General features: G+C 57.2%; 29 protein-coding genes. 12 read left to right on the forward strand and 17 right to left on the reverse strand.

The features are described 5' to 3' along the window. Window positions 1-167: 167 nt before the first annotated feature. Window positions 168-1,337, forward strand: a complete 1,170-nt coding sequence (locus ABLV52_RS00740) for an MFS transporter (RefSeq protein ID WP_032453121.1) — start codon at window positions 168-170, stop codon at window positions 1,335-1,337. Between the two features lie 58 nt (window positions 1,338-1,395). Here the strand turns inward: ABLV52_RS00740 and sodB are convergent, their stop codons facing one another. Further along, window positions 1,396-1,977 (reverse strand): superoxide dismutase [Fe], encoded by a 582-nt coding sequence (gene sodB, locus ABLV52_RS00745; protein ID WP_348889878.1) that lies wholly within the window; start codon window positions 1,975-1,977, stop codon window positions 1,396-1,398. A gap of 480 nt (window positions 1,978-2,457) precedes the next feature. On the opposite strand from sodB, the gene ABLV52_RS00750 reads away from it, so the two are divergent. Next, window positions 2,458-2,943: an AraC family transcriptional regulator gene (locus tag ABLV52_RS00750; protein ID WP_023289942.1), complete on the forward strand. Its 486-nt coding sequence runs from the start codon at window positions 2,458-2,460 to the stop codon at window positions 2,941-2,943. On the opposite strand, the gene ABLV52_RS00755 is transcribed toward ABLV52_RS00750, so the two are convergent. Next, the gene (locus ABLV52_RS00755) at window positions 2,898-3,770 is read right to left on the reverse strand and encodes a C40 family peptidase (protein WP_348889879.1); all 873 of its coding nucleotides are present in this window, start codon (window positions 3,768-3,770) and stop codon (window positions 2,898-2,900) included. The genes ABLV52_RS00750 and ABLV52_RS00755 overlap by 46 nt on opposite strands. Window positions 3,771-4,110: 340 nt before the next feature. Between ABLV52_RS00755 and ABLV52_RS00760 the strand changes: the two genes are divergently transcribed. Next, window positions 4,111-4,458: a Grx4 family monothiol glutaredoxin gene (locus ABLV52_RS00760; protein ID WP_002907768.1), complete on the forward strand. Its 348-nt coding sequence runs from the start codon at window positions 4,111-4,113 to the stop codon at window positions 4,456-4,458. 47 nt (window positions 4,459-4,505) lie between these two features. Here ABLV52_RS00760 and rnt read toward each other — a convergent pair whose 3' ends face one another. The 4 genes from rnt to ABLV52_RS00780 form a co-directional block, all read right to left on the reverse strand. Continuing rightward, window positions 4,506-5,153 (reverse strand): ribonuclease T, encoded by a 648-nt coding sequence (rnt, locus tag ABLV52_RS00765; protein ID WP_004202881.1) that lies wholly within the window; start codon window positions 5,151-5,153, stop codon window positions 4,506-4,508. Between the two features lie 135 nt (window positions 5,154-5,288). After that, a complete protein-coding gene (gene gloA, locus ABLV52_RS00770) occupies window positions 5,289-5,696 on the reverse strand; it encodes a lactoylglutathione lyase (RefSeq protein WP_032453119.1) in 408 nt (135 codons plus the stop codon). A gap of 78 nt (window positions 5,697-5,774) precedes the next feature. After that, window positions 5,775-6,872 carry an alkene reductase gene (locus ABLV52_RS00775; RefSeq protein WP_044523573.1) on the reverse strand — a complete coding sequence of 366 codons (1,098 nt, stop codon included), beginning with the start codon at window positions 6,870-6,872 and terminating at the stop codon, window positions 5,775-5,777. Window positions 6,873-6,925: 53 nt separating this feature from the next. After that, the gene (locus ABLV52_RS00780) at window positions 6,926-7,525 is read right to left on the reverse strand and encodes a TetR/AcrR family transcriptional regulator (protein ID WP_065812559.1); all 600 of its coding nucleotides are present in this window, start codon (window positions 7,523-7,525) and stop codon (window positions 6,926-6,928) included. A gap of 139 nt (window positions 7,526-7,664) precedes the next feature. Between ABLV52_RS00780 and ABLV52_RS00785 the strand changes: the two genes are divergently transcribed. The 3 genes from ABLV52_RS00785 to sodC all read left to right on the forward strand — a co-directional run bounded on the left by ABLV52_RS00785 (window position 7,665) and on the right by sodC (window position 9,443). Next, window positions 7,665-7,907 carry a DUF1289 domain-containing protein gene (locus ABLV52_RS00785; protein ID WP_017901094.1) on the forward strand — a complete coding sequence of 81 codons (243 nt, stop codon included), beginning with the start codon at window positions 7,665-7,667 and terminating at the stop codon, window positions 7,905-7,907. 48 nt (window positions 7,908-7,955) lie between these two features. After that, window positions 7,956-8,852 (forward strand): aldo/keto reductase family oxidoreductase, encoded by an 897-nt coding sequence (locus ABLV52_RS00790; RefSeq protein WP_023318436.1) that lies wholly within the window; start codon window positions 7,956-7,958, stop codon window positions 8,850-8,852. A gap of 69 nt (window positions 8,853-8,921) precedes the next feature. Then, window positions 8,922-9,443 (forward strand): superoxide dismutase [Cu-Zn] SodC, encoded by a 522-nt coding sequence (gene sodC, locus ABLV52_RS00795; protein ID WP_023289937.1) that lies wholly within the window; start codon window positions 8,922-8,924, stop codon window positions 9,441-9,443. Here sodC and ABLV52_RS00800 read toward each other — a convergent pair. Genes ABLV52_RS00800 through ABLV52_RS00810 form a run of 3 tightly spaced genes read right to left on the reverse strand, consistent with a single transcriptional unit; the run spans window position 9,436 to window position 12,603 of the window. Further along, window positions 9,436-11,460, reverse strand: a complete 2,025-nt coding sequence (locus tag ABLV52_RS00800) for an FUSC family protein (protein ID WP_348889880.1) — start codon at window positions 11,458-11,460, stop codon at window positions 9,436-9,438. The two genes, sodC and ABLV52_RS00800, sit on opposite strands and share 8 nt — an antisense overlap. Continuing rightward, a complete protein-coding gene (locus ABLV52_RS00805) occupies window positions 11,460-12,356 on the reverse strand; it encodes an HlyD family secretion protein (RefSeq protein WP_023289935.1) in 897 nt (298 codons plus the stop codon). The genes ABLV52_RS00800 and ABLV52_RS00805 overlap by 1 nt, the downstream gene beginning before the upstream one ends. Before the next feature lie 10 nt (window positions 12,357-12,366). Further along, window positions 12,367-12,603: a DUF1656 domain-containing protein gene (locus ABLV52_RS00810; RefSeq protein ID WP_032453115.1), complete on the reverse strand. Its 237-nt coding sequence runs from the start codon at window positions 12,601-12,603 to the stop codon at window positions 12,367-12,369. A gap of 172 nt (window positions 12,604-12,775) precedes the next feature. Between ABLV52_RS00810 and slyA the strand changes: the two genes are divergently transcribed. Further along, a complete protein-coding gene (gene slyA / locus ABLV52_RS00815) occupies window positions 12,776-13,216 on the forward strand; it encodes a transcriptional regulator SlyA (protein ID WP_004143833.1) in 441 nt (146 codons plus the stop codon). A gap of 34 nt (window positions 13,217-13,250) precedes the next feature. Here slyA and ABLV52_RS00820 read toward each other — a convergent pair whose 3' ends face one another. Together ABLV52_RS00820 and slyB are read right to left on the reverse strand one after the other, a co-directional pair. Next, window positions 13,251-14,612: a GGDEF domain-containing protein gene (locus tag ABLV52_RS00820; protein ID WP_348889881.1), complete on the reverse strand. Its 1,362-nt coding sequence runs from the start codon at window positions 14,610-14,612 to the stop codon at window positions 13,251-13,253. Between the two features lie 224 nt (window positions 14,613-14,836). Then, complete coding sequence (gene slyB / locus ABLV52_RS00825; RefSeq protein WP_002907749.1) at window positions 14,837-15,304, reverse strand: outer membrane lipoprotein SlyB; 468 nt, start codon at window positions 15,302-15,304, stop codon at window positions 14,837-14,839. Between the two features lie 268 nt (window positions 15,305-15,572). Between slyB and anmK the strand changes: the two genes are divergently transcribed. The 5 genes from anmK (at window position 15,573) to pdxY (ending at window position 20,148) form a co-directional block, all read left to right on the forward strand. Next, the gene (anmK, locus tag ABLV52_RS00830; RefSeq protein ID WP_348889882.1) at window positions 15,573-16,697 is read left to right on the forward strand and encodes an anhydro-N-acetylmuramic acid kinase; all 1,125 of its coding nucleotides are present in this window, start codon (window positions 15,573-15,575) and stop codon (window positions 16,695-16,697) included. 92 nt (window positions 16,698-16,789) lie between these two features. Continuing rightward, window positions 16,790-17,113 (forward strand): C-type lysozyme inhibitor, encoded by a 324-nt coding sequence (gene mliC, locus ABLV52_RS00835; RefSeq protein ID WP_032428867.1) that lies wholly within the window; start codon window positions 16,790-16,792, stop codon window positions 17,111-17,113. Between the two features lie 57 nt (window positions 17,114-17,170). After that, the gene (gene pdxH, locus ABLV52_RS00840; RefSeq protein ID WP_032428866.1) at window positions 17,171-17,827 is read left to right on the forward strand and encodes a pyridoxamine 5'-phosphate oxidase; all 657 of its coding nucleotides are present in this window, start codon (window positions 17,171-17,173) and stop codon (window positions 17,825-17,827) included. A gap of 124 nt (window positions 17,828-17,951) precedes the next feature. Beyond that, complete coding sequence (gene tyrS, locus ABLV52_RS00845) at window positions 17,952-19,226, forward strand: tyrosine--tRNA ligase (protein ID WP_004175868.1); 1,275 nt, start codon at window positions 17,952-17,954, stop codon at window positions 19,224-19,226. A 61-nt stretch (window positions 19,227-19,287) separates the two neighbouring features. After that, window positions 19,288-20,148 carry a pyridoxal kinase PdxY gene (pdxY, locus tag ABLV52_RS00850; protein ID WP_348889883.1) on the forward strand — a complete coding sequence of 287 codons (861 nt, stop codon included), beginning with the start codon at window positions 19,288-19,290 and terminating at the stop codon, window positions 20,146-20,148. A gap of 42 nt (window positions 20,149-20,190) precedes the next feature. Here pdxY and gstA read toward each other — a convergent pair whose 3' ends face one another. The 6 genes from gstA to rsxD form a co-directional block, all read right to left on the reverse strand. Further along, window positions 20,191-20,796 carry a glutathione transferase GstA gene (gene gstA / locus ABLV52_RS00855; protein ID WP_032453112.1) on the reverse strand — a complete coding sequence of 202 codons (606 nt, stop codon included), beginning with the start codon at window positions 20,794-20,796 and terminating at the stop codon, window positions 20,191-20,193. Between the two features lie 110 nt (window positions 20,797-20,906). Beyond that, the gene (gene dtpA, locus ABLV52_RS00860; RefSeq protein ID WP_023289927.1) at window positions 20,907-22,412 is read right to left on the reverse strand and encodes a dipeptide/tripeptide permease DtpA; all 1,506 of its coding nucleotides are present in this window, start codon (window positions 22,410-22,412) and stop codon (window positions 20,907-20,909) included. A 602-nt stretch (window positions 22,413-23,014) separates the two neighbouring features. Further along, complete coding sequence (gene nth, locus ABLV52_RS00865; protein ID WP_023289926.1) at window positions 23,015-23,650, reverse strand: endonuclease III; 636 nt, start codon at window positions 23,648-23,650, stop codon at window positions 23,015-23,017. Between the two features lies 1 nt (window position 23,651). Then, the gene (locus ABLV52_RS00870) at window positions 23,652-24,350 is read right to left on the reverse strand and encodes an electron transport complex subunit E (RefSeq protein WP_023289925.1); all 699 of its coding nucleotides are present in this window, start codon (window positions 24,348-24,350) and stop codon (window positions 23,652-23,654) included. 2 nt (window positions 24,351-24,352) lie between these two features. Continuing rightward, window positions 24,353-24,973: an electron transport complex subunit RsxG gene (gene rsxG / locus ABLV52_RS00875; protein WP_023289924.1), complete on the reverse strand. Its 621-nt coding sequence runs from the start codon at window positions 24,971-24,973 to the stop codon at window positions 24,353-24,355. Between the two features lie 10 nt (window positions 24,974-24,983). Then, entirely contained in the window at window positions 24,984-26,036 is a 1,053-nt protein-coding gene (gene rsxD / locus ABLV52_RS00880) for an electron transport complex subunit RsxD (RefSeq protein WP_348889884.1), read from the reverse strand. Between the last annotated feature and the right edge of the window lie 174 nt (window positions 26,037-26,210).

Consider the following 26,210-nt stretch of genomic DNA (forward strand, 5'->3'; position numbering starts at 1 on the left):
TGTTCCGATGAGGGAGGAGCGCGGCTTCCTCCCCGTATCCCGCCATTATTATCAATTCTGCAAAAATCTTTTGTCATTTCGTTCACTTTTGTTTTTTTGTGATTGATGTCATGCTTTTGGCTTCTGATGTTACGCCGTCCTCCCTGACGGTCTGATGGAGTCATTGAATGAAAATCAACTTTCCTTTACTCGCGCTGGCGATCGGCGCCTTTGGCATTGGGACTACCGAGTTCTCCCCGATGGGATTGCTGCCGGTGATTGCCAAGGGCGTGGACGTCTCGATACCGGTAGCGGGAATGCTGATCAGTGCGTATGCCATCGGCGTCATGGTCGGCGCGCCGCTGATGACCCTGCTGCTGTCCCATCGCGCCCGACGCAATGCGCTGATTTTTCTGATGGGGATCTTCACCGTCGGCAACCTGCTGTCATCCATTGCGCCGGATTACACCACGCTGCTGCTGTCGCGCATTATTACCAGCCTCAACCACGGCGCCTTTTTTGGCCTGGGGTCGGTGGTGGCGGCCAGCGTGGTGCCCAAGCACAAGCAGGCCAGCGCGGTGGCCACCATGTTTATGGGCCTCACCATCGCTAATATCGGCGGCGTGCCTGCCGCGACCTGGCTTGGAGAAACCATCGGCTGGCGGATGTCCTTCCTCGCTACCGCGGGGTTAGGCCTGCTGGCGATGGTGAGCCTGTGGTTCTCCCTGCCGAAGGGCAGCGCGGGCGAGCGGCCGGATGTCAAACAAGAGCTTTCGGTCCTGTTACGGCCGCAGGTGCTTTCTGCCTTACTGACCACCGTGCTGGGCGCCGGGGCGATGTTTACGCTGTATACCTACATTTCGCCGGTACTGAATACGCTGACCCATGCTTCATCGCTGTTTATCACCGCGATGCTGGTGCTGATTGGAGTTGGTTTTTCGCTGGGCAACTATCTGGGCGGCAAATTCGCCGACCGGTCGGTCTCCCGCACGCTGAAAGGCTTTCTGCTGCTGCTGATGGCGATCATGCTGGCGATACCGCTGCTGGCGCAATCCCAGGCGGGTGCGGCCATCAGTATGATCGTCTGGGGCGCAGCCACCTTTGCGGTAGTGCCGCCGCTGCAGATGCGAGTGATGCGCGTGGCGCATGAGGCGCCGGGTCTCTCTTCTTCGGTGAATATCGGGGCGTTCAACCTGGGCAACGCGCTGGGCGCCGCCGCCGGCGGGGCGGTGATCTCCGGCGGACTGGGATATGCGTTTGTGCCGGTGATGGGCGCGATTATTGCCGGTCTGGCGCTGCTGCTGGTCTGGTTTAGCGGACGAGCGCAGCCGGAGGAGGCCTTTGCCAGCCAGTCATAAACGGTGGGGAAGGGGTAAAAAAAACCGCAGCAGGGGTCACTCTGCTGCGGTTTGTCGTTTATGCGGCCAGGTTAGCGGCAACAAACTTCCAGTTAACCAGCGCCCAGAAGTGGTCCAGATAGCTTGGACGGGCGTTGCGGTAGTCGATGTAGTAAGCATGTTCCCAGACGTCAACGGTCAGCAGCGGCTTCGCGTCGGTGGTCAGCGGGGTACCCGCGTTGCTGGTGGAGACGATAGCCAGGCTGCCGTCGGCATTTTTAACCAGCCAGGTCCAGCCAGCGCCAAAGTTTTTCGCCGCGGCGTCGGTAAATTTGGCCCTAAACTCTGCGAAGCTGCCGAAGGATTTGGCAATCGCGGCCGCCAGCTCGCCTTCCGGTTCGCCGCCGGCGTTCGGCGCCAGGCAGTTCCAGTAGAAGGTGTGGTTCCAGACCTGCGCCGCGTTGTTGAAAACGCCGCCTTCAGAGGTGCGCACGATCTCTTCGAGCGATTGACCTTCGAACGCGGTGCCTTTGATCAGGTTGTTGAGGTTAGTGACATACGCCTGGTGGTGTTTACCGTAGTGGTACTCCAGGGTTTCTGCGGAAATGTGCGGCGCCAGGGCGTCTTTTGCATATGGTAATGCAGGTAATTCAAACGACATTGCTACTCTCCTTATAACTTTTTTGTTTTATCTCACATTGACAAGATGAGGTTTTCACCTGAATCGCGTTCTGACCGCCCGACGCTGTCGCGTCCCGGGCCTGTTATTGTATTGAGAATGTTAACATTTGCCGCAGGCAGTGAAAAGCCTTACAACGATAAAGGCTATTATCGCCGGCGCAACTGCCGAAGGCTTAACCGTTTTCTGCGGAGCGGCGCGTTAAGACGCCCGCAGATGTTGCAAAAATGTATAAGTAAAAGGAGGCTGGGTCTCCAGCCTCTCACCGCGATGGTTAATTTCTCAGCAGGCCATCTTAAGACCCCGCAGCGCAAACGGCTGAGTGAAAATAAGCATTTTAAATCAAATAATTAATGACGCTATGCTTTCAGGCAATCGCCGCTATGCCAATAATTCATTGTCTATTTTGATATTTGTATGACAAATATAGCCGCCGGCAGTAATTTCCACAGGATGGCTACGATGGCAAAAACAGATGAAGTGGTAAGCCCGAAAATGATCCCGGTCGTGCAGGGGATCGTTGACTGGATCGAAGCACATATTTTTGACACCCTGCCGGTAAGCGCGATAGCGAAAAAGTCCGGCTACTCGCACTGGTATTTCCAGCGGCAATTCGCCATGGTGACCGGCTGCACGCTGGCGAGCTACGTCAGCCGCCGGAAGATGACCATCGCGACAATCTACTTAACGCAGACCGAGGCCTCCATGCAGAGTATTTCCCAACGTCTGGGGTACGACGGGCAGGCGGCGTTCTGCCGCACCTTTCACCGTCACTTTGGCATGTCGCCCACCCGCTATCGTCGGGAAGCGCCGGTCACAGAGGCGAATATGCAGTTTCCCCTGACGGTGGGGGCGGAGAACGCGCAGGTGAAGAGGGCTGCCGCCGTAGCGGCAGACCGGGATCAACGAATGGTTTTCGGGGTCATGACGCGACGGGCGCCGACGTAATGACGTACCCAGTAATCTTCGCTCAGGGAGGTGATTTGAATATCGCGCCCCGTGCGCGGGGACTGAATGAATTTCCCGTTGCCGACGTAAACGCCAACGTGGTCGGCAGTGCCGCGTCCGCGGGTGCGGAAGAAGACCAGGTCGCCGCTCTGCAGTTCGTCACGATCGACCGGACGCGCATCGCGCAGGTGGTACATTTCATTGGCGGTACGCGGGATATGAATCTTGACCAGGTCTTTGTAGGCGTAATAGACCAGCCCGCTGCAGTCGAACCCGGTGCGCGGCGAGGTGCCGCCCCAGCGATACGGTTTACCCAGCTGGCCCATCAGTTTGTTCATGGCGGTACTCTGCGCTTTTTGCACCCGGACTTTATGCGCGTCGGCGATCGTCAGATTGGCTTCGCTGGCCTCGGGTTTACAGCGTTTTTTATAGCCCTTACGCACCACGCATTTGCTTTTGACGCTGTTCAGCGCCAGGGCCGGCTCGGCGCTGGCGGCCACCGTTTTTGCGCACTGCTTTTTATACCCTTTACGCAGCACGCATGTTTTCGTGGCGCCGGCGGCCTGACGATGAAGCGCGGTTTGGCTTGCTGCGGTAGAGCGGGTAGGGAGCCGGGTGCTCGAGGATTTTTTACTGGTGGTTTTAGCGGTGGTTTTACTTTTTTGACTGGTTGCTTTTTTCTTGCGCTCTGAGCCGCTTTTCGCGGGCAACGCCTTTGGCGAGGCGGAGGCGTGCGTATGCCCTGAAGCCTGAGCCAGTGGCGTGAATGAGATAGATGTGAACAGTAATGCACAGAGCGATATCGCGATTTTGTTTAGCCGCGCCACTGAGCAATCCCCTGATTAATTACAGACATGTACAAATGCCTGACGATGAATGACAAACCGGAACGATTCTAAAGCATAAAAACCCGGAAAGTTAATATTCTTTTGTATCAAAAATGTCGATTGGTTAACGATTGCAAGAAAACGCGTCAGACATTGACCGCCTCGCACAGAAAATGCGCAACGCGCGCCTGCCCGCGACGGCAAAATGATATTTTTAAGGCAACTTCGCGCAACAGAAGATAAAATATGAATAGTGAAAAAAATGTTATTATCGGTCCTGCCCTCGGGACGCTACAATGACAAGTTACTGCCGTAGAAAGAAGTTTAAGGAAGCACGACAATGAGCTCGACTTTAGAAAAGATCCAACGCCAAATCGCTGAAAACCCGATCCTGCTGTACATGAAAGGTTCGCCGAAGCTGCCAAGCTGTGGTTTCTCCGCTCAGGCCGTTCAGGCGCTGTCCGCCTGCGGCGAACGTTTTGCTTACGTTGATATCCTGCAGAACCCGGATATCCGCGCCGAGCTGCCAAAATATGCCAACTGGCCGACCTTCCCGCAGCTGTGGGTGGACGGTGAACTGGTGGGCGGCTGCGATATCGTCATCGAGATGTACCAGCGCGGTGAACTGCAGCAGCTGATCAAAGAGACAGCGGCGAAATACCACACTGACGAGCCGAAAGCGGAATAATTCCCGCGGTCAGTAAAAAAGCGACTTCCTGGAAGTCGCTTTTTTTATCACTCCGGCGTCGCCACCGGCAGCGGCCAGCCGCCCAGACGCTTCCAGCGGTTCACTATCTCGCAAAACAGCTGTGCCGTCTGCTCGGTATCGTAGAGGGCGGAGTGGGCCTGCGCGCCGTCGAACGGCATACCCGCGGCAATACAGGCTTTCGACAACACCGTCTGGCCCAGCGCCAGCCCGCTCAGCGCGGCGGTGTCAAAGGTGACAAACGGATGGAACGGGTTGCGTTTTAGCCCCGCCCGTTCGGCGGCGGTCATGGTGAAGCTGTGGTCAAATGTGGCGTTGTGCGCCACCATGATAGCCCGACTGCAGTCGCTCTCTTTCATCCCTTTGCGTACCATTTTGAAGATGGCATGCAGGGCATCGTATTCGCTAACGGCGCCGCGCTCTGGATCGTGCGGGTTAATCCCGTTAAAGGCCAGCGCTTCGGGCTGAAGATTGGCGCCCTCGAAAGGTTCAACATGGAAATGCAGCGTTTCATCGGGCATCAGCCAGCCTTGCTCATCCATCTTCAACGTAATGGCGGCGATCTCCAGCAGGGCGTCGGTTTTGGCATTAAATCCTGCGGTTTCAACATCAATCACCACTGGATAAAAACCGCGGAAACGGTCGCACAGACCATTCAGTTGAGCGTTCTCGGACATCAGATTCTCTTAGCTGGAAAAAAGTAGCGCGCATTATGGCAAATTTTGCCACGGCTTGCAGCAGGCAGGGGTGAAAACAACGGGCGCCGCAGCGCCCGGGCGAACGAGGATAATGAAGTCGCTATGGTCGGGGGGTTAGTTGCCCAGCCCTTTGCCGGCGTCTTTCTCTTCAATCAGCTCGATTTTGTAACCGTCAGGATCTTCCACGAAGGCGATAACGGTGCTGCCGCCTTTTACCGGCCCGGCTTCGCGGGTAACGTTGCCCCCGTTCTGGCGGATCCGCTCGCAGGCTTCGGCGGCGTTATCGACGCTCAGCGCGATGTGACCGTAGGCGGTGCCCAGCTCATAGCTGTCCACGCCCCAGTTGTAGGTCAGTTCGATCACCGCGGTATCGCTCTCTTCGCCGTAGCCGACGAAGGCGAGGGAGTATTTGTACTCCGGGTTTTCGCTGGTGCGCAGCAGCTTCATGCCCAACACATTGGTATAGAAGTCGATAGAACGTTGCAGGTCGCCAACGCGCAGCATGGTGTGGAGTAAGCGCATAATGTCCCCTATGCAGTTTATTTGATAGATCAGAGCCTTGAGTATAGCGGCGATACGTCGCCGCTATCAATGGAGGGATTACAGCGTAGGATAATCGGTGTAGCCTTCCGCGCCGCCGCCGTAGAAGGACTCCGGGCGCTGCGGGTTGAGCGCCGCTTTTTTCTGCAGGCGGGCCACCAGATCCGGGTTGGCGATGTAATCGCGGCCAAAGGCCACGGCATCAATCAGCCCTTTGCTGATCAGGTCGTTGGCTTTTTCAACGGTGTAGGCGCCAGCGCCAATGATCACGCCCGGGAAGCGGTCGCGAACTTTCTGACGGAAGGCTTCGCTGTACGGCTTGCCGCCCGCCCAGTCCGGCTCGGACATGTGCAGATAGGCGATACCGCGTTTCGCCAGCTCGCTAATCAGATACAGCGCGTCTTCTTCTTCGTTCGGGCCATTATCTACATTCTGGAAGCTGCCAATCGGCGACACGCGGATGCCAATCCGGTCGGCGCTCCACTCTTTGCTCACGGCGTCAACCACTTCCAGCACCAGACGGGCGCGGTTTTCCACGCTGCCGCCATACTGGTCGGTACGCTGGTTCGCCGATGGCGAGAGGAACTGGTGCAGCAGATAGCCGTGAGCCGAGTGCAGTTCAACCAGATCGAAACCGGCGTCACGGGCATTGCCCACCGCCTGACGGAAATCATCGACGATCCCCGGGATCTCTTCGGTTTCCAGAGCGCGAGGCATCGAGGTGTCGGCGCGGATGGCGTGGCCGTTTTCGTCGCGCAGCGAGGTGCGGGTGCCGGCGCTCAGCGCAGACGGCGCTACCGGGGCGGCGCCGCCGGGCTGCAGGCTGCTATGGGAAATTCGCCCGGTATGCCACAGCTGCACGGCGATATGGCCGTTTTCCGCGTGAACGCCGGCGGTGATTTTCTGCCAGGCGGCAATCTGCTCCGGGCTGTGCAGTCCTGGCGCGCCGGCATAGCCTTTGGCCTGGGCGGAAATCTGCGTCGCTTCGCTGATGATCAGCCCGGAGCTGGCGCGCTGACGGTAATATTCGCCCATCAGCGGGGTAGGGATATCGCCCGGCTCGATGCTGCGCAGACGCGTCAGTGGAGCCATAAATACGCGATTAGGGACGGTGACGGCACCGACTTTCAACGGGGTGAATAATTTTGATTCCGACATAATGACTCCTGAGTAGACCGGTCGTCTAGGAACTGATGAAATAAAAACGCCTGTTAAACAGCAGGCGCCGCAATAATCTGTTTCGCGTGGGCAAGGGCGCTCTCCAGCGGCGTTGCGCTACGCGTTATTTTGGCCTGCAGGTTGGCGCCGAGCCACAGGGAATAAAGTACCTGCGACAGGGTCATGGCCTCGCCTTCAAATGTCAGACTGCCTTCCTGGCGTCCTTTCTCCAGCGCGTCGCCCAGCAGGGCGATGATCTGGCTGGCGCCGTGGTTCATGGCGGTGCGCATGTCTTCCGACAGATCGCAGACCTCTGCCGACAGCTTGACGGTAAGACACCCGCTAATAATTCCCTGCTGGTAAAACTGATTCAGCGTGTGCTGATAGTAGGCCAGCAGCCGATCGCGATAGTTGCCGTCGCCATGGGCGAAGTGCTCGACCAGGCGCTGCAGATATCCGGCGAAATGGTTTTCCAGCAAGGCGACGCCGAAGGCTTCTTTAGAGCGAAAGTAATGATAGAAAGAGCCCTTGGGCACTTCCGCCGTCTTCAGGAGTTCGCTCAAGCCCATACCGGTAAAGCCGCGATGCATGCAAAGCCGCTCGCCGGTGGCCAGAATATGTTCTCGGGTATCACAATCGCTGTGTCTGTTCATGGGGCACACTGTAGTAGACCGATTGGTCTAATGCAAGACCCGGCGCAAAAATGTTAGCTGGCGCAGCACGTAGTGAACAAAATTTGCGTCAGCGCGGGGAAACGTCTTCAATGAAAGGAGATGAGGGGACAGGAGGCGTGTGGTGGCAGAGCAGTTAGAGTTTTTCCCGGTGCAGAGCCCGTGCCGGGGAATTTGTCAGACCGATGAGCGCGGCTACTGTCGCGGCTGTTTCCGTAGCCGTGAGGAACGTTTTAACTGGCAAACGATGAGCGATGCGCAGAAACAGGAGGTATTGCGTCTGTGCCGTCAACGCCTGCTGCGCAAAATCCGCGCAAACAGGCCAGAGGCGGCGGAAGAACCGCAGCAACCCTCACTGTTTTAAGCCAAAAATTACGTATACTCAGAGCACTTTTTTATTGAGGAAGCGGTTATGGTTCAGCGTATTGCTATGGCTCCCCAGGGGCCGGAATTTTCGCGTTTTGTGATGGGCTACTGGCGTCTGATGGACTGGAAAATGTCGCCAGGCGAGCTGGTCGGCTTTATCGAACAGCATCTCGATTTAGGTATTACCACCGTCGATCACGCCGATATCTATGGCGATTACCAGTGCGAATCCGCCTTTGGTGAAGCCCTGAAGCTGGCGCCGCATCTGCGTAGCCGAATGGAAATTGTCAGCAAATGCGGCATTGCCACCCGGGCGCGCGCTGAAAACACCATCGGTCACTACATTACCGACCGGGACCACATCGTGCTCAGCGCTGAGCAATCGCTGCGTAATCTGGCGACGGACCATCTCGATCTGCTGCTGATCCACCGGCCGGATCCGCTGATGGACGCCGACGAGGTGGCTGAAGCCTTCCTCGCGCTGCATCACAGCGGCAAAGTACGTCATTTCGGCGTCTCGAACTTTACCCCTGCCCAGTTCACCCTTCTGCAGTCGCGCCTGCCGTTTACGCTTGCTACCAACCAGGTGGAGATCTCGCCGGTGCATCAACCGTTGCTGCTCGACGGTACCCTCGATCAGCTGCAGCAGCTGCGTATTCGCCCGATGGCCTGGTCCTGCCTCGGCGGCGGCCGCCTGTTTAATGAAGAGGGCTTTCAGCCGCTGCGCGACGAGCTGGCCCAGGTGGCCCACGAGCTTAACGCCGACAGCATCGAGCAGGTGGTTTATGCCTGGGTGCTGCGCCTGCCATCGCAACCGCTGCCGATTATCGGCTCGGGCAAAATTGAGCGCGTGCGCTCGGCGATTGTGGCTGAAAAGCTGAGTATGACCCGCCAGCAGTGGTTCCGTATCCGCAAAGCCGCGCTCGGTTACGACGTGCCATAACCGGCATTTCGCCTCTGGAAACCTGTTCCTGGTATACACTTAACAGGGAGACAGCCATCCGGAGGTGTTATGCAACGATGTATTCTCGCTATCCTTTCCCTCGCATTTTGCGCTGGCGCGCAGGCCGTCAGTGAAGATGTGCAACTTAATCTCGTGACCAGCCAGGGCGTTGGTCAATCCATCGGCAGTGTAAAAATCACCGAAACCGACCGCGGACTCGAATTTGCTCCCGATCTGCGAGCGTTGCCGCCGGGCAAGCACGGCTTTCATATCCATGCTGAAGGCAGCTGCCAGCCGGCGATGAAAGAGGGCAAAGCCGTGGCCGCCGGAGCGGCGGGCGGACATTACGATCCGCAACATACCGGTAAACATGAAGGGCCGCTGGGCACCGGACATCTTGGCGATTTGCCCCTGCTGGTGGTCAACGACGCGGGCGTGGCTGACCAGCCGATAATCGCTCCGCGTCTGAAAACGCTGGCGGAAGTGAAAGGCAAAGCGCTGATGGTTCATGTCGGCGGCGATAATATGGCCGACAGTCCGCAGCCGCTGGGCGGCGGCGGCGAACGGTTTGCCTGCGGGGTGATTAAGTAATCTTTTCGCCAATCGTTCCGGCGACCGGAGCCTGTTCCAGCTGCGATAGCGCGCAATACAGTCGCCAGATCGCGGCGGCCAGCTCCCGGGCCGCCGGCTGATGATGGCGGTTCAGAACCTCGCAGATCCGCAGCAGCTCCTGCAGCGTGGTGGCCAGCGGCCGCTGCTGCACGCCGCGCTCGCTCATGACATCGCGCAGCAGGTTGATACACAGATCGCGCACCTGGGCGAGCGGATCGGAGCGGGTTTCCCACTCGCGAAGCTGCCAGACCACGTGGGAGCAGTTCAGCAAGACCACTCCCCAGCGCAGTAGCCAGCGGCGCGCCAGCGCATCCTGGCTCTGACTGAGCTGGCTGACGTGGTGATATACCAGCGATTCAAATTCGTGCTCGCTGTGCTGGGGGCGGCGGCTGAGCTGATCGACAAAGTGACGCCGTAACGCTCTGATGTGCCGTCGCCCTTTGCGGGCGTCCGAGCCGGGACTGAGCACCGCAAAAGCCAGCCACGCAAAGCCCACTCCGACAATCTTGCTTAAATTGTCATTGAAAAAGGCCGCATAGTCGTACACCGGTGGGTTGGTGACGGAGATAAACGAGCCCATAAAGACGATAAGCTGCCCCCACAGGCCGGCAAATTTTGGCCACTGCAGCTTGAGTAACTGCATGGTGGTCAGCAACGGGAACAGAAACAGCAGGAACTGCCACAGGTCGGTGATCTGCACCATCAGGCCAAATTTCACCACAAAACTGAACAGCGACAGCAGGACCAGGGTCTGCATCAGCAGGGTTAGCGAGCGAAACGGCGAGGCCGACACCGAGTAGAGTACGCAGCAGATGGAGGCCAGGGTCAGGGCCGCCGCGCAGCTGGTCCACTGGGTACTGATCCCCCACGCGCCTATCGCCACCAGGGCGCAAAAGGTACGAATGCCGTTGAGCAGGGCTTCCGCCTGGTCCGTGTGGCGGGTCAGCGCGGGTGCGGAAGGAACATTGAACTCGGCGATCGCTGAGGCATTTTCAACCCGGCGGATCCAGCGGCTGCTTTCCAGATAAATGCGGCAGAAATAGCGTAACCGCGCCCAGAAGGCGAGGTGGCGGTAATCCGCGCCCGGCGGCGGCGCCAGCGGCGCCAGAATGCGGGCGACGTGATAGCTGTCAGCATGGGCGGTGGCGAGCTCCGCAAGCAACGACTCCAGCACCTGGCGGGTATTGGCCGGGGCGTCAGGCCAGTTCAGCAGCATACGCCGCAGGCTGGAAATGACGCTGGTCATTCGGAGCTGTTGGTGCAGCAGGTAGTTCAGCAGGGGATTCTGCCGACGGAAGCGGTAGTGGCTCCAGAAGGCCTGGATGCGCAGCAGGTTCATGGTCAGGATCTGGCCAATTACGCTTTCATGGGCGGTGCGGATAGCATCCGTCGTTTCCGGTACCCACAGCAGACTGGCGTGCTCCAGCAGGCGGGCGTGCATGGTTTTCAGCGCCGTCAGCAGGTTGCTGCCATCGGAGGTGCTGGGCAGGATCATCATCATCAACCCGCCGCACAGGATCCCGACGATGACTTCGCAGACGCGCGACTGGGCAATCACCCATAGCTCGTAGCTGTCGCTGATATTAATCACCGGAAAGGCGATGATGGCGCAGGTATAGCCCGCCAGCTGAAAGGCGTAGGCCACGTTGTTGGTGAACAGGGCGCAGGCCCAGGTGCAGAGCGCCAGCCAGCCGGAGATACTGAACAGGAACAGCCAGGGATCGTTGAGCGTATGGCCCGCCATCAGCAGGGCGGCGCAGGCGCCGAGCAGGCTGCCGGCAATGCGGCCGAAACTTTTACTGATCACCCCGCCGACGGTGGGAAAGCTGACCACCGCCGCGGAGGTCATCGCCCAGTAGGGCTCATCCAGATCCAGAGCGTAGGCGATGCTCAGCGCAAGACACATGGCGATGCCGTTACGCAGCGCGTATCGCCACTGCGGTCGGGTGGCTTTAACCCAGGGCAGCGAGCGCCATGACAGGGTCTGCAGATTCATCACTGTCCGCCGATCGAGACGGTGCAGGTGGTGCCGGAGACCAGAGTGACATCGGCCGGCAAGCTATCAAAGGCAATCCGCACCGGGACGCGCTGGGCGAGGCGGACCCAGGGGATATTCGGTTTGATATTGGCCACCAGCCCGGTTCCCTGTTCCACGCTCTGGTCGACAATCGCGCGACCGATGCTGGCGACATGCCCCTGCAGCGTCTGCTGATTGCTGTAGAGAATGATTTGCGCCGGATCGCCGATGCGAATATGGCGCAGTTTGGTCTCTTCAAAGTAGCCCAGCACATAGAACGAATGGCTGTCCACCAGGGCAAAGACCGGATGGCCGGTGGTGGCGTAATCGCCGACCCGGGTGGAGAGGTTAGTCACCCAGCCGTCCACCGGCGCTTTGACTACCGTCTGGCTGAGCTGCCACTGCGCATGCTTTAGCGCCGCCTCGGTGACACCGACTCCCGCTCTGGCGGCCGCCAGGGTGGTGGTGGCGGTATTCAGGGCGGTATTGGCGTTTTCAAGGTCTTCAGCCGAGATGGCATTCTGCGACAGGTTTCTGCGACGGCGGGCTTCGCTGGCGGCTTTGCTTTGCTCCGCCTGCGCTTTCGCCACCTCAGCTTGCGCTTTCGCCAGCTGCGCCTGGGCGTTCAGCACCGCAATGCGGTAGGGGGTGTCGTCGATGGTAAACAAGACTTCACCGGCCTTTACTCGCTGGTTATCGGCCACGTTAAGCTGCAGAATACTGCCGGAGACCTGAGGGGTGATCCCGACCTGCTCGGCGCGCACTTTCCCGTCGCGGGTCCAGGGGGACTGAGTGTAGAAATTCCATAACAACCACGCGGCAACCAGTGCGATGGCCGCCACCAACAGCGTTGACAAATATTTTAATTTTTTCATAGCAGGTAGATCACCAGGCAATCAATAACAGCAGGGCCAGACAGACCGCGAGCGCGAACAGGGAGAGATCCATCAGCAGGGGATGCCAGATGTCGCCCGCATACATCCAGTCACGCAGCTGGCGATGTAAAAACAGCCAGATAAAGAAGCCCAGCAAGACGGCTTTGAACAACGGAGGGAAATAGACGGATGCGCCGAACATCAGGTCCTGCAGCGGCAATCCGGATGAATTAAGACTCAGTTTCACAAGCAAAAATCCTTTGCCATAACAGGGATAACCTCAGGACGTGCTACTCTTTAACAGTGTAAATCATTGTTTTGGTTTTTGTTGAATCAAGTAATTCATTTGTTTTGATTATTCAAATGCTGCACACTATTCTAAAATCAGTATAATAACTTAGCAAGCTAATTATAAGGAGATGAAATTGGAATCGCCACTTGGTTCTGATCTGGCACGTTTAGTTCGCGTCTGGCGCGCGCTAATCGACCATCGCCTGAAACCTCTGGAGTTAACGCAGACCCACTGGGTCACGCTGCATAACATCCACCAGCTGCCGCCTGAGCAGTCGCAGATCCAGCTGGCGAAAGCCATCGGTATTGAACAACCGTCGCTGGTGCGTACGCTCGATCAGCTGGAGGAGAAAGGGCTTATTTCTCGCCAGACCTGCGCAAGCGATCGGCGGGCCAAACGCATCAAGTTGACTGAAAAAGCCGAACCGCTGATCAATGAGATGGAAGAGGTGATAGGCAAGACCCGCGATGAAATCCTCTCGGGGGTCTCGAAGCAGGAAGTGGAGACGTTGCTCCACTTAATTCGTAAACTTGAACAAAATATCCTCGATCTCCAGGCAAAAGATTAATCCTTTTGCGGCCCGGGCTATCCCGGGCCTTTTTTTACCCGCCCTGGCGTCGCCAGATCACCACCCGGTTACGTCCGCTGTTTTTTGCTTCATACATGGCTTCGTCCGCACGCTGGACGCACTCCTCCGCCGTCACACTTCTGTCATGGGTGGTATACACCCCCATGCTGATGGTCATCCGCTCTGGCAGAGCGGTCTGCTCGGCGCTGACCGCCAGACGGATGCGCTCGGCGATCGCCTGCGCCTCGTTCTCTGAGGTGTTGACCAGCAGCAGGGCAAACTCCTCACCGCCGATGCGGGCGGCGACATCATCCTTGCGCGAATGGCTGTCCAGCACCGAGGCGGCAAATTGGATCACCTTGTCGCCGGCGATGTGGCCGTAGTTATCGTTGATGCGTTTGAAATGGTCGAGGTCGCTGATAATCACCGACAGCGGATGCTGGGCCTTCACCTTCGCCAGCTGCTGGTTTAGGGTGTCATAGAAGAAGCTGCGGTTATAGAGGCGGGTCAGCGGGTCGCGGATCGAATTCTGGTAGGAGTTGACATACTTGTGGTTAGACTCCCGATAGAGGATAAAGACGTCGACCAGCAGCACCAGGATCAGGAACAGGGTGCACAGCGTTTCAAAAAAACGCGCCTGATACCAGGCCTGATCGAGTTCCCCAACGGTAGAGAGCAGCCGGAAGAGGGTGAACAAATATGCGCTACAAAAAAAAGCGCCGCTATACCAGAAAATATTGCGCAGTTTGCTCAAGCAAATTATTAATATTAGCGTGATAAACCAGACTGCTATCAGCAGCCAGCTGATAATACTTTGCCACAGCGGGGTGAAAGTATGATTCAGGTCGTCGATAAAATTGATGCTCAGCTTCGGCGAGTGGCTGGAGTACAGCCATGATAAATAAATAATGGTTAATACAAGAACAATACATGCCGCGAAAGTCATTACATGGGCTTTCCAGGAATGCATGATGCGCCGGCGGAAGTAATACAAAATAATTGATGACATGAATAAGATAGCCATCATTATATTGCGAAAGAAATAATATATGACGGCGTCATTTTGTTTCACCACCGGCGAGGGATTGCAGCTGAGCCAGTCCGGATAGCTGCTGAGCGTGCCCAGCATCAGCAACGCCGAACAGGCAAAGCCGAAAGCGACAGGGGTCAGATACAGGCGACGCTTGCTGCTCCAGTATTTCATGCCCATAAAACAGGCAATAGTGATATGAAACACCATCAGAAAACTGGTCAGCAGAGGAAATAGTGTAGATGAAGTGCTGTTAAATCTGGTGTGAAAAAAGTCCGTCAACCCGGTCATGCCGACCCCGGCCAGTAAACAAATACAAATATAAACGATAAGACGTTTAACGATATTATTCATGTGTTTGGGCATAGACAATATTCCACAGGGAAAAGCAAGGGCAACGATATTGCGTCGACATAAAAAGAGTAATGTGCAGAAGAGTAGTCGGGGATGACTGATAAAATATTGCGCAGGCGCAATGATTAATGCAATTCAAAAATTAAGATGTCTGAATGCTAATGCGCAGCTATTAGGGTGTAATAAATGCAGAGGAAAAATACGATGCGGCATAACTGGCCGCATCGTCAGAGGGATTATCGAGGAGAGACGGTGACCTGGCTGCCGCTGCCGGCAATCGCCACGCGCTGACCCACGGAGAACGGGGTGCTGCCCTGTTTCTGCACCACCATAATGGTATTGCCGTCATCCTTACGGATTTCCAGTTCCACGCCCTGGGTTTTATTCATCGCACCCTGCACGCCCTGACCGGCTACGCCGCCCGCGACCGCACCTGCCGCTGTGGCCAGAGAGCGTCCGGTACCGCCGCCGATGGTGTTCCCGAGGAACCCACCCAGCACCGCACCGCCAATCGCCCCGATGGCATTGCTGTCGTCGCCGCTCTGGATCTGTACGGCGCGGGTATGCACGATGGTACCGTATGTCACGCTCTGCACCTGTTTGGCTTCAGATGCGGAATACACATCGCCGGACAGGCCGCTGCTGCTCACGCAGCCTGCGAGCGTGAAACCAATCATCGATACAGCCAAAACACGTAAAATCATTTATGAATCTCCTGTTCACCGAAGGTGTTCAATTGAACGTCCATGCGGTTAATTATATGGCATTTAGTCGTCGGCGGGCATAGCTTCTCTCCGGACTATACAAAAAATAATAATTAATAGTGCTTCAACCTTAACTAAACGCCGGTTCTTTACGATGTTCTCTGAATTGTCGCTCTATTGTTAAAAAGTATTATTACAACATAGCATTAGCGGACACTTTATGGTGGAGTGAAGGACATACAAGGGTCATGGAATGAAGGAACAACGTATGAGATCGGGTCGCTTTATTGGCGTTATGTCTGGTACCAGCCTTGATGGTATCGATGTCGTTTTGGCTGCCATCAATGAAAACATGGTGGCGCAGCAGGCCAGTCTCACCTGGCCCATCCCACACGCGATAAAAGAAGAGATTCTGGCGATTTGCCAGGGCCAGTCATTGACCCTTTCACAGCTAGGTCGTCTGGACACCCGACTGGGGCGGCTGTTTGCCGATGCCGTGCTGGCGCTGATGCGACAGGAAAAGCTCAAACCCACCGACGTTATTGCCATCGGCTGCCATGGACAGACCGTATGGCATGAACCCCAGGGCGACGCGCCGCATACGATGCAAATTGGCGATAACAACCAGATCGCCGCCCACACCGGCGTCACCGTGGTGGGGGATTTTCGTCGCCGGGATATGGCGCTTGGCGGGCAAGGGGCGCCGCTGGTGCCGGCATTCCATCATGCGCTGCTGGCGCACCCCGTTGAGCGGCGGATGGTGCTCAATATCGGCGGGATCGCTAATGTATCGCTGCTGGTGCCGGGCCAGTCGGTGCGGGGCTATGATACCGGACCGGGAAATATGTTGCTGGACGCCTGGATCTGGCGCCAGCAGGGCAAACCGTACGATAAGGACGCCCAATGGGCCAGCGAAGGCAAAGTGCTCCTGCCGCTGCTGCAGGATATGCTGAGCGATCCATGGTTTGCCCTGCCGGCGCCGAAAAGCACCGGTCGGGAATATTTCAATTACGGCTGGCTGGAGCAGCATCTGGCTCGTTATCCGGGGCTGCGCGGGCAGGATGTGCAGGCAACGCTCGCAGAATTAACCGCCGTGACCATCAGTGAGCAGGTATTGTTAAGCGGCGGCTGCGAGCGTTTGTTAGTGTGCGGCGGCGGCGCGCGTAACCCATTGTTAATGGCGCGCCTGGCGGCCCTGCTGCCGGGAACCGAAGTCTCCACCACCGATGAGGCGGGGATCAGCGGCGATGATATGGAAGCGCTGGCCTTTGCCTGGCTGGCCTGGCGCACGATCGCCGGCCTGCCGGGTAATCTGCCCTCCGTGACCGGCGCCAGCGAAGCCACGGTGCTGGGCGCCATTTTCCCTGCTAACCCGCCGCAGAATCAGAGTTAACTGAAATCTTAAAGACGACGCGACCGGTAAACTGGACAAGTTAAGCGGAGGGCGGAGTGCCCTCCGTGACCGGGAAAGTCGAAGGCAAACGAATGAAAAAAATTCTTATCGCAGTTGTACCTTTTATGCTGGCGGGCTGTAGCTACTACAACCAGTTTGTCGAGCGGATGCAGACGGACACGCTGGAGTATCAATGCGACCAGAAACCGTTGACGGTCCATCGCAATAACCAACGCCAGCAGGTTAGTTTTATCTATGACAATCAGCAGTTGAATCTGTCAGAGGGGCTGTCGGCTTCCGGCGCGCGCTACACCGACGGCGTCTATGTCTTCTGGTCGAAAGGCGATACCGCCACCGTCTATAAGCGCGACCGCATCGTCCTCGATAACTGCCAGCTGCAGACCGCCAAACGTTGAGATTTCTGTCCGGGGGGCGCACAATAACGCCACCTTTTGACTATATCCTCAATGGCCATGTCTGATAACGACGAACTCCAGCAAATCGCGCACTTGCGCCGTGAATACACCCGTGGCGGTTTGCGTCGCCACGATCTTCCTGCTGAACCTCTGCCGCTGTTTGAGCGCTGGCTGCGTCAGGCCTGCGACGCGAAACTCGCCGACCCAACGGCCATGGTGGTTGCCACCGTCGATGAGCGCGGCCAACCCTATCAGCGCATTGTGCTGCTTAAGCATTACGACGAAAAAGGGCTGGTGTTTTATACCAACCTCGGCAGCCGCAAAGCCCATCAGATTGAAAATAACCCGCAGGTCAGCCTGCTGTTTCCGTGGCATATGCTGGAGCGCCAGGTGATGGTGATCGGTAAAGCGGAACGCCTGTCGACGCTGGAGGTGGTCAAATATTTCCACAGCCGCCCGCGTGACAGCCAGATCGGCGCCTGGGTCTCGCAACAGTCGAGCCGGATCTCTGCCCGCGGTATCCTGGAGAGCAAATTCCTCGAGCTGAAGCAGAAATTCCAGCAGGGTGAAGTGCCGCTGCCGAGTTTCTGGGGCGGATTCCGCGTCAGCATCGAGCAGATGGAGTTCTGGCAGGGGGGCGAACATCGCCTGCACGATCGCTTTTTATACCAGCGCGATAACGGCGCCTGGAAAATCGACCGCCTGGCACCGTAATTGCCGAAATTAGTTATCGAAGCGCTGGCGCTGAAAGGGCCGGCGCTTTATTCTATGTACTTTTCGCATCTGGCGAAAAGTCGTGTACCGGCAGAGGTGCAGTCGTTTATACATGGAGAATTTGATGGCAAGCAGTAACTTGATTAAACAATTGCAAGAGCGGGGGCTGGTAGCCCAGGTGACGGACGAGGAAGCGTTAGCAGAGCGACTGGCGCAAGGCCCGATCGCGCTCTATTGCGGCTTCGATCCTACCGCTGACAGCTTGCATTTGGGGCATCTTGTTCCATTGTTATGCCTGAAACGCTTCCAGCAGGCAGGTCATAAACCTGTGGCGCTGGTGGGCGGCGCTACCGGTCTGATTGGCGACCCAAGCTTTAAAGCCGCTGAGCGTAAGCTTAATACCGAGGATACCGTGCAGGAGTGGGTGGATAAAATCCGCAAACAGGTAGCCCCGTTCCTTGATTTTGACTGCGGCGACAACTCGGCGATCGCGGCGAACAACTATGACTGGTTTGGCAGCATGAACGTGCTGACCTTCCTGCGCGATATTGGTAAACACTTCTCTGTTAACCAGATGATCAACAAAGAAGCGGTGAAGCAGCGCCTGAATCGTGACGATCAGGGCATCTCCTTTACTGAGTTTTCTTACAATCTGCTGCAGGGGTACGACTTCGCCTGCCTGAACAAGCTGCACGGCGTGGCGCTGCAGATTGGCGGTTCCGACCAGTGGGGCAACATTACCTCCGGTATCGATCTGACGCGTCGTCTGCACCAGAACCAGGTGTTTGGCCTCACCGTGCCGCTGATTACCAAAGCGGATGGTACCAAATTCGGCAAAACCGAGGGCGGCGCCGTGTGGCTGGATCCGAAAAAGACCAGTCCGTATAAATTCTATCAGTTCTGGATCAACACCGCGGATGCTGACGTCTATCGCTTCCTCAAGTTCTTCACCTTTATGGACATCGCAGAGATCAATGCCCTGGAAGAAGAAGATAAAAACAGCGGTAAAGCGCCGCGCGCCCAGTACGTGCTGGCAGAGCAGGTGACGCGTCTGGTGCACGGCGAAGAGGGTCTGGAAGCGGCGAAACGCATTACCGAGAGCCTGTTCAACGGCAACCTGAGCGACCTGAGCGAAGCTGACTTCGAACAGCTTGCTCAGGACGGCGTGCCGATGATTGAGATGGAAAAGGGCGCCGATCTGCTGCAGGCGCTGGTGGATTCCGAGCTGCAGCCGTCCCGCGGTCAGGCGCGTAAAACCGTCGCCTCTAACGCAGTGACCATCAACGGTGAAAAACAGGCCGATCCGGAATATGTTTTTGCCGACAGCGATCGCCTGTTCGGCCGCTACACCTTGCTGCGCCGCGGTAAGAAGAATTACTGCCTGGTCTGCTGGAAATAAAAAAATACTACCAGGGCGTGGGAAACCACGCCCTTTTTCTTTTTAGGGTTGTGGTAAGAAAATGAAGAACATCCTCGCCATTCAGTCTCACGTTGTGTTTGGCCACGCCGGCAACAGTGCCGCCGAGTTCCCGATGCGCCGCCTGGGCGCCAATGTCTGGCCCCTCAATACCGTACAGTTCTCTAACCACACGCAGTACGGCAAATGGACCGGCTGTGTGATGCCGCCTTCGCACCTGACGGAGATCGTCCAGGGCATCGCCGCTATCGATAAGCTGCAGACCTGTGATGCGGTACTGAGCGGCTATCTCGGCTCTGCTGAACAGGGCGAGCATATCCTGGGCATCGTGCGTCAGGTAAAAGCGGCCAATCCGCCGGCGAAGTATTTTTGTGACCCGGTGATGGGCCATCCGGAGAAGGGCTGCATCGTCGCCCCGGGCGTGGCGGAGTTCCACGTGCGCTATGCACTGCCGGCCAGCGATATCATTGCGCCTAATCTGGTGGAGCTGGAGATCCTCTGCGGTCATCCGGTCGCCAGCGTGAGCGAGGCGGTGGCCGCCGCGCGGGAGCTGATTGCCCAGGGGCCGGAGGTGGTGCTGGTTAAGCATCTTTCCCGCGCCGGCATGAGCATGGACCGTTTTGAGATGCTGCTGGTGACCGCAGATGAAGCCTGGCATATCAGCCGGCCGCTGGTGGATTTTGGCCTGCGTCAGCCGGTGGGCGTTGGCGATGTGACCAGCGGTCTGCTGCTGGTGAAACTGCTGCAGGGCGCCAGCCTGCGCGACGCGCTTGAGCACGTCACCGCCGCAGTGTACGAGATCATGTTGACCACCAAAAACATGCAGGAGTATGAACTGCAGGTGGTGGCGGCGCAGGATCGTATTGCTGTGCCGGAGCACTGCTTCAGCGCCACCCGACTGTAACTTTCCGACTCTGCCCGGCAGAGCGCCGGGCAGTCTCTGGTCTTACTTTAAGCCTTCCGCTGCCAGTGCGTCAGCCACTGCCGGACGCGCCGCCACCTGCGCCATCCAGCTGCCGATATGACTACAGGCGGCCATATCCAGTTTAATCGCATAGCCCCAGCGCAGCACCGTGAACAGATAACCATCGGCGATAGTGAAGCGATGGCCGGTGAGCCACTGTTTATCCGCCAGCGAGGCATCCACGTACTGCAGTTTTTTCTCGAGCAACGCGCGCGCAACGGGCTTATAGTCCTCCGGGGTGTCCGGGCGGAACAGCGGCGTAAAGCCTTTATGCAGTTCGGTAGCGACGTAGTTCAACCATTCCAGGGTCTGGTAACGGGCAACGGAGCCCACGGGCGCCAGAAGATGGCGGTCCGGCACCTGATCGGCGATGTACTGCATAATAGCCACGCCCTCAGTAAGCAGGATGTCATCATCCAGCAGCAGCGCCGGCACCTGACCTTTCGGGTTGATCAGCAGATAATCTTCCCCGTTTTCCAGCTGTTTCCTTGCCAGATCCACGCTCTGCAAAGTGAAATCCAGGCCGCTTTCGCGCAGAGCGATGTGTGAGGCGAGGGAACAGGCGCCGGGTTTGTAGAATAGTTTCATGCGTTACTCCTCGTGGCTGCAGTTTTCTGTATGTTAGTCCCGCCAGGGGTAAAAAAAAAGCCGCTAACCTAACGTTAGCGGCTTAAAAATAATTGGTTTTCCCTGCGGCGTCAGGCTGCCGCGGTTTCGCGTGCTTTTACGTCCGCGCTGTCGTCCTGAGTCATTCGGTTCAGCTTCGGCGCGGTCAGCAGCATCAGGGCGGCGATGACCGCGGTGACGATACCGATCTGCAGGAACACGTGGCCATACACTTCCAGCGACACCAGCGGATCGGTGACGTTTTCCGGTACCGCCATCAGGTTGGCGATTTTCCCGGCGATGATTGCCGCACCGGCGGTGGTGAGGAACCAGCTGCCCATAATGAAGCCCATCAGACGCTGGGGAACCAGCTGAGCGACCATCGCCAGGCCGAGGCCGGAAATCATCAGCTCACCGATAGACTGCAGCGCGTAGCTCAGAATCAGCCAGTTAACCGAGACGATACCGGCGTCGCTGGCGAACTTCGCCCCTAAAGGCAGGACGAGGAACGCGCCGGAGCACAGCACCATACCGATAGCGAACTTGTGCGGCATCGGCAGGCGGTCGCCCATCTTGTTATAGATGGCGGCCAGAATAGGGCTACCAATCATGATCCAGAACGGGTTCAGCGCCTGATACTGTTCCGGCTCGAAGGCGAGGCCGAGGATCGAGTGCTCCACGTTGCGGATAGCAAAGAAGTTCAGAGAGGTCGGCATCTGGCTGTACAGTACGAAGAAGACGATCGCTTCTACCATCAGCAGGAAGGCGACGATCATTTTGCGACGCGCGGCGCCTTTCAGGCCCATCGCCTCTTTGGCGAAAATCACCACGATACCCAGCGCGATGACGCCCAGCGCCATGCGTGCGATACCCTGGTTGTGCAGCAGCCAGGTAGCGATAGCGACCAGCACCACCACGCCAGCGATGGTCGCCAGCAGTTTACCCATATGCACCGGGGCAAAGTCCGGTTTCGAACCGTACTGTTTCACCCATTTCTGGCAGAAGGCGAAGTTAATGATGGTGATCACCATCCCCACCACGCTCAGGGCGAAGGCGACGCTCCAGCCGAAACGCGCGGCCAGCCACGGAGTTGCCAGCATCGAGAAGAACGAACCGATGTTGATGGACATGTAGTACATGGTAAATGCACCGTCCAGACGCGGATCGTTTTTGTCATAGCAGGTAGAAAGCAGGGAAGACGGGTTGGCTTTAAACAGGCCGTTACCGACGGCGATAGTCGCCATACCCATATAGACGATAGCGGCGTCATGACCGGACCAGGCGACCAGCGCATAGCCGATGGCCAGCACGATAGCGCCCAGCATAATGACGCGTTTGGTACCCAGCACTTTATCGCCCAGCCAGCCGCCAATGGCGACCAGGCCATAAACCAGCGCGCTAAAGGAGGAGAACAGAGTAATGGAATCCGCTTCCGACATACCCAGCTGTTTTACCAGGTAAACGGCCATGATCCCTTGCAGGCCGTAGTAACCAAAACGCTCCCACAACTCGATCGAGAAAATGAGATAGAACGCGCGTGGTTGTTTGAAAGCGTTCAGACTCACGCTTTCTGCTGGTTTATTGTTTGCAGTAGACACATATACCTCTTTTTTTACATCCCATATTTACTGGGGGGTGTTCGGGGCGCAATCTCGTTGGACCGCCGCCTTTATAGTTATTCTTGGAGGGAAAACGGCAGGTAATGTTCACTATCCTGGCGCATCAGGCAAGGCCTTTGTAATAATCTGTTACACATAATCAGGGCGGTATAATGCTCCGGTCATATGAATGTTATCCAGAGTTAAATTTCACCGTTACGTTATCGCTGCTATTTTTATCTTTTTGATTCGCCCATTTTTCCCGTAAAGGCGATATATTCTACTGATTGCGCAATAAAGTAGTGATATGGTCCATTATCCTAAAAATTCATGGCTTATTATCCTGGTGATCTTTGATCAGCCGTTGTATTGCCTGACTTTTATTTCCATTTTAATAACATTATTTCAACATCGAGTTGCGAGCATGATCTGGATCACAAATGCATAGAAATTTTGCGCCGCTAAAAAATGAATGAGCTGGTTGTTTGTTATATAACCGGATAATAGCCCATGAAAATGCGGTTTATGTGGTGTTAACGGCGGGTTAAATAGCTAAATGCGGACCATAACCTAAAGTTAGGCTATGGTTGTGAGTAAGACGATCAGGCGTAAACTTTGTCTTTGAATTCGCAAAGGTCTTCAATCAGGCAGGAGCCACAGCGCGGCTTGCGAGCGATACAGGTGTAACGGCCGTGCAGAATAAGCCAGTGATGGCAGTCGACCTTAAACTCGGCGGGAACCACCTTCAGCAGCTTCTCTTCCACCTGTTCGACGTTTTTCCCTGGGGCGAATTGCGTCCGGTTGCAAACGCGGAAGATATGGGTGTCCACGGCGATCGTCGGCCAGCCAAAGGCGGTATTTAGCACCACGTTGGCGGTTTTGCGGCCCACGCCGGGCAATGCCTCCAGGGCCGCTCTGTCCTCCGGTACCTCGCCGTTGTGCTGCTCCAGCAGGATCCGGCAGGTTTTGATGACGTTTTCCGCTTTGCTGTTAAACAGGCCGATGGTTTTGATATAGGATTTCACGCCCTCCACCCCCAGCGCCAGCATCGCCGCAGGCGTATTGGCCACCGGGTAGAGTTTGGCTGTTGCTTTATTGACGCTCACGTCGGTCGCCTGCGCCGAGAGCAGGACGGCAATCAGCAGCTCAAACGGCGAGCTGAAGTGCAGCTCGGTGGTGGGGTGGGGATCGTTGTCCCGTAGCCTGGTAAGGATCGCCAGGCGTTTGGCTTTGTTCATATTACGCTTTCCCTGTCGCGTCAGACGGTGCGACAGAGTCGGCCCGGGCCGCCTGCGCCTTCCGCTGCTTGCTACGTTCATCGATAAGGTATTTTACCGCCAGCATCATGCCGAGGCCAATAAAGGCGCCTGGCGGCAGCATAGCCAGCAGGAAAGGAGTGTCTGTATGGAAAACCTCGATGCGCAGGACCTTTGCCCAACTGCCAAGCAGGCTGTCGGCGCCGTCAAACAGCGTGCCATTGCCGAGGATTTCGCGCAGGGAGCCCAGCACGAACATCGCGCAGGTGGCCCCCATACCGATAGAGAAGCCGTCCAGCGCCGACAGCGCCGGTCCTTTTTTGGCGGCAAAGGCTTCGGCGCGGCCCACCACGATGCAGTTGGTGACGATAAGCGGGATGAAAATCCCCAGCGACTGATACAGACCGAACGCATAGGCGTTGATCAGCATCTGCACCACGCTCACCACCGAGGCGATAATCATCACGTAGATCGGGATCCGAATCTCCGCCGGGGTCCAGCGGCGCAGGCTGGAGATGGTCAGGTTGGTCAGGGTCAACACCAGGGTCGTCGCCAGACCCAGCCCAAGGGCGTTGGTGGCGGTTGAGGTGACCGCCAGCAGGGGACACATCCCTAACAGCTGAACCAGAGCGGAGTTGTTTTTCCACAGACCCTGGACGATGACGTCTTTAACTTCGCTCATGGTTACTCTCCACAGGCGCTGAATTCAGGAAGTTGCGCAGGCAGCGTTTGTGCATACAGGCCTGCGCGCTTAACGGCATTGACCACCGCCCGGGGGGTGATGGTGGCGCCGGTGAACTGGTCAAAATCGCCGCCGTCTTTTTTGACCGCCCAGTGGCTGTCGCCCTGGCCGTGGATGACTTTCCCGGTAAAATGGGTGATCCAGTCCGACAGGCGCAGCTCGATTTTATCCCCCAGACCCGGGGTTTCATGATGCTCGGTCACGCGGGTGCCGAGGATCGTGCCGCTAAAATCGGCGGCCACCAGCAGCTGGATCGCTCCGGAATAGCCATCCGGCGCGGTGGCTTCCATGACCGCGCCGATCGGCTGGTCGTTATTTTTGGCAATCCACACTTTATGCTGGCCTTTGCCCAGCGCCGGGGCGCTGACCAGATAGCAGCTCTTGAGCAGATCGTTATTATAGCGGTCGGCAGGTAAAACCTGGTCGAATAACGCTTTCTGCTGCTGGGCCGCCTGCTGGTCGATGGTGCTTTTGGTCAACTCATTGATCGCCGCCGTTAGCCCGGTGGAGCCGGCGGCAAACAGCGCCAGCGTGACGCCGTGTTTTCGCATGGTTTTTAACATCTTCGCTCTCTCAACGGTGGCCATACGCGCGCGGGCGCGTGTAGTAATCGATCAGCGGCACGGTAATATTCGCCAGCAGAACGGCAAACGCCACGCCGTCCGGGTAACCGCCGAAGCTACGAATAAGCCACACCAACAGGCCGGCGAGGGCGCCAAAGATCAGACGGCCGCGGTTGGTTGTCGAAGCCGTCACCGGGTCGGTCAGAATAAAGAAGGCGCCAAGCATGGTGGCTCCGGAGAGCAAATGCATCTGCGGCGAGGCCAGACTCTGCGGCGAGAAGATCCAGCCGAGGGTCGCGCACAGGCCAAGGCTGACGAGGAAGCTGACCGGGATATGCCAGCGGATCGCTTTCTGCCGCAGCAGAAACAGTCCGCCCGCCAGCCAGGCGATATTCACCCACTGCCAGCCCAGGCCCGCCAGAACGCCGCCGTAAACCGGCAACTGCAGTACCTGCTGGACGCTATGTCCGGCATGCAGGGAGGTTTTGAAGGTATCCAGCGGGGTTGCCTGGCTGATGCCGTCGATACCCAGCCGCAGGCTGACCATGTCGCCTCCGGCGGCGGTATGACCGGTAAAGATCATCTGCAGCGTATCGCTGAACGCCGGGATATGGGCGGCAATCTCGTATGAAGGCAGCCAGGAGGTCATCTGCACCGGGAAGGAAATCAGCAGCACGACGTAGCCGATCATCGCCGGGTTGAAGGGGTTATGGCCGAGTCCACCGTACAACTGCTTGGCGATCACTATGGCAAAGGCGGTGCCGAGCACCACCATCCACCAGGGGGCCAGCGGCGGAATACTCACCGCCAGCAGCAGGCCAGTGAGCAGGGCGGAGTTATCCCTCAGGGTGGACGCAACAGGCTGTTTGCGCAGTTTGAGAATAGCGGCTTCCATTGCCCAGGCCGTCAGAGCGGCGAGGACAATCTGCAGGACGGTGCCCCAGCCGAAAAACCATGTCTGGACCACAATGCCAGGCACGGCGGCGAGCAGCACCAGCAGCATAATGCGCGAAGTCTGCCGCTGGTTATGGGTATAGGGGGAGCTTGCGATTCTGAAAACCATTTATTCCTCGTTAACTGCCTGCTGTGTTGCTTTGCGCGCCTGAACGCGGGCGATCGCCGCGGCGACGGCCGCTTTGCGTGGGTCGTCATTGGCTGCGGTTGACGCGATTTCCGCCTGGGCGGCCTGCTGTTCGGCTTTGCGCGCTTTGGCGCGGGCGATGGCGGCTTCCACCGC

The organism is Klebsiella sp. GB_Kp056 (assembly GCF_040064755.1).
Classification (GTDB): domain Bacteria; phylum Pseudomonadota; class Gammaproteobacteria; order Enterobacterales; family Enterobacteriaceae; genus Klebsiella; species Klebsiella quasipneumoniae.

Excerpts from the sequence above, each read along its gene's own strand:
- nth (WP_023289926.1), bottom strand. The coding sequence starts at position 23,650 with ATGAACAAAGCCAAACGCCTGGCGATCCTTACCAGGCTACGGGACAAC.
- gstA (WP_032453112.1), bottom strand. The coding sequence starts at position 20,796 with ATGAAACTATTCTACAAACCCGGCGCCTGTTCCCTCGCCTCACACATC.
- ABLV52_RS00775 (WP_044523573.1), bottom strand. The coding sequence starts at position 6,872 with ATGTCGGAATCAAAATTATTCACCCCGTTGAAAGTCGGTGCCGTCACC.
- sodB (WP_348889878.1), bottom strand. The coding sequence starts at position 1,977 with ATGTCGTTTGAATTACCTGCATTACCATATGCAAAAGACGCCCTGGCG.
- slyB (WP_002907749.1), bottom strand. The coding sequence starts at position 15,304 with ATGATTTTACGTGTTTTGGCTGTATCGATGATTGGTTTCACGCTCGCA.
- ABLV52_RS00780 (WP_065812559.1), bottom strand. The coding sequence starts at position 7,525 with ATGAACAGACACAGCGATTGTGATACCCGAGAACATATTCTGGCCACC.
- ABLV52_RS00820 (WP_348889881.1), bottom strand. The coding sequence starts at position 14,612 with ATGCCCAAACACATGAATAATATCGTTAAACGTCTTATCGTTTATATT.
- ABLV52_RS00805 (WP_023289935.1), bottom strand. The coding sequence starts at position 12,356 with ATGAAAAAATTAAAATATTTGTCAACGCTGTTGGTGGCGGCCATCGCA.
- ABLV52_RS00800 (WP_348889880.1), bottom strand. The coding sequence starts at position 11,460 with ATGAATCTGCAGACCCTGTCATGGCGCTCGCTGCCCTGGGTTAAAGCC.
- gloA (WP_032453119.1), bottom strand. The coding sequence starts at position 5,696 with ATGCGCTTACTCCACACCATGCTGCGCGTTGGCGACCTGCAACGTTCT.
- sodC (WP_023289937.1), top strand. The coding sequence starts at position 8,922 with ATGCAACGATGTATTCTCGCTATCCTTTCCCTCGCATTTTGCGCTGGC.
- tyrS (WP_004175868.1), top strand. The coding sequence starts at position 17,952 with ATGGCAAGCAGTAACTTGATTAAACAATTGCAAGAGCGGGGGCTGGTA.
- ABLV52_RS00740 (WP_032453121.1), top strand. The coding sequence starts at position 168 with ATGAAAATCAACTTTCCTTTACTCGCGCTGGCGATCGGCGCCTTTGGC.
- pdxY (WP_348889883.1), top strand. The coding sequence starts at position 19,288 with ATGAAGAACATCCTCGCCATTCAGTCTCACGTTGTGTTTGGCCACGCC.
- rnt (WP_004202881.1), bottom strand. The coding sequence starts at position 5,153 with ATGTCCGAGAACGCTCAACTGAATGGTCTGTGCGACCGTTTCCGCGGT.
- ABLV52_RS00870 (WP_023289925.1), bottom strand. The coding sequence starts at position 24,350 with ATGAGCGAAGTTAAAGACGTCATCGTCCAGGGTCTGTGGAAAAACAAC.
- slyA (WP_004143833.1), top strand. The coding sequence starts at position 12,776 with ATGAAATTGGAATCGCCACTTGGTTCTGATCTGGCACGTTTAGTTCGC.
- ABLV52_RS00760 (WP_002907768.1), top strand. The coding sequence starts at position 4,111 with ATGAGCTCGACTTTAGAAAAGATCCAACGCCAAATCGCTGAAAACCCG.
- pdxH (WP_032428866.1), top strand. The coding sequence starts at position 17,171 with ATGTCTGATAACGACGAACTCCAGCAAATCGCGCACTTGCGCCGTGAA.
- ABLV52_RS00750 (WP_023289942.1), top strand. The coding sequence starts at position 2,458 with ATGGCAAAAACAGATGAAGTGGTAAGCCCGAAAATGATCCCGGTCGTG.
- mliC (WP_032428867.1), top strand. The coding sequence starts at position 16,790 with ATGAAAAAAATTCTTATCGCAGTTGTACCTTTTATGCTGGCGGGCTGT.
- rsxD (WP_348889884.1), bottom strand. The coding sequence starts at position 26,036 with ATGGTTTTCAGAATCGCAAGCTCCCCCTATACCCATAACCAGCGGCAG.
- ABLV52_RS00790 (WP_023318436.1), top strand. The coding sequence starts at position 7,956 with ATGGTTCAGCGTATTGCTATGGCTCCCCAGGGGCCGGAATTTTCGCGT.
- rsxG (WP_023289924.1), bottom strand. The coding sequence starts at position 24,973 with ATGTTAAAAACCATGCGAAAACACGGCGTCACGCTGGCGCTGTTTGCC.
- anmK (WP_348889882.1), top strand. The coding sequence starts at position 15,573 with ATGAGATCGGGTCGCTTTATTGGCGTTATGTCTGGTACCAGCCTTGAT.